The sequence below is a fragment of the Streptomyces sp. NPDC104096 genome, assembly GCF_055584385.1.
Map to the genome: position 1 here is coordinate 1 of NZ_JBVJMD010000169.1, position 1,160 is coordinate 1,160.

The window sequence follows — 1,160 nt, forward strand, 5'->3', positions numbered from 1 at the left end:
CAGGGCAAATACGATCGTTCGCAATACGGCGAGGTGCAGTTCCATGTTTTATCCAGATCAATTTGACGTCATCATCATCGGTGGTGGCCATGCAGGTACCGAGGCCGCCATGGCCGCGGCACGTATGGGACGTCAGACTTTATTATTGACACACAATATCGATACGCTGGGACAGATGTCCTGTAACCCGGCGATTGGCGGTATTGGTAAAGGGCATCTGGTTAAGGAAATTGATGCACTCGGTGGCCTGATGGCAACGGCGATCGACCACGCCGGCATCCAGTTTAGGATACTAAACGCCAGCAAAGGCCCAGCCGTTCGCGCCACACGCGCTCAGGCGGATCGCGTACTGTATCGCCAGGCGATCCGTACCGCGTTGGAGAACCAGCCCAACCTGATGATCTTCCAACAACCTGTTGAGGATCTGATCGTCGAAAACGATCGCGTAGTCGGCGCCGTCACCCAAATGGGCCTGAAATTCCGCGCCAAGGCGGTGGTATTGACCGTAGGCACCTTCCTGGACGGCAAGATCCATATCGGTCTGGAAAACTACAGCGGTGGTCGCGCCGGGGATCCACCTTCGATCTCGCTGTCGCAACGTTTGCGAGAACTGCCGCTGCGCGTTAACCGCTTGAAAACCGGTACGCCACCGCGCATCGACGCCCGCACTATCGATTTCAGCGTACTGGCGCCACAACACGGCGATACGCCGGTGCCGGTATTCTCGTTCCTGGGCGATGCCAGCCAACACCCGGAACAAATGGCGTGCTACATCACCCACACCAATGAAAAAACCCATGATGTGATCCGCAATAACCTCGATCGCAGCCCGATGTATGCCGGGATCATCGAAGGGATCGGCCCACGTTACTGCCCGTCGATCGAAGACAAGGTCATGCGCTTTGCCGATCGCAACGCGCACCAGATCTTCCTCGAGCCGGAAGGCCTAACCAGCAACGAGATTTACCCTAACGGGATTTCCACCAGCCTGCCGTTCGACGTGCAGATGCAGATCGTCCGTTCGATGGAAGGAATGCAAAACGCGCGTATTATTCGCCCTGGTTATGCTATCGAGTACGATTTCTTCGATCCGCGCGACCTGAAGCCGACGCTGGAAAGCAAATTCATCCAGGGGCTGTTCTTCGCCGGTCAGATCAACG

1 protein-coding gene is annotated in these 1,160 nt (G+C 56.5%); it reads left to right on the forward strand.

The window, feature by feature from the left end:
• Positions 1-43: 43 nt before the first annotated feature.
• The coding region (mnmG, locus tag ACZ60B_RS43040; protein WP_469397590.1) for a tRNA uridine-5-carboxymethylaminomethyl(34) synthesis enzyme MnmG at positions 44-1,160 on the forward strand (1,117 nt) is incomplete at its 3' end.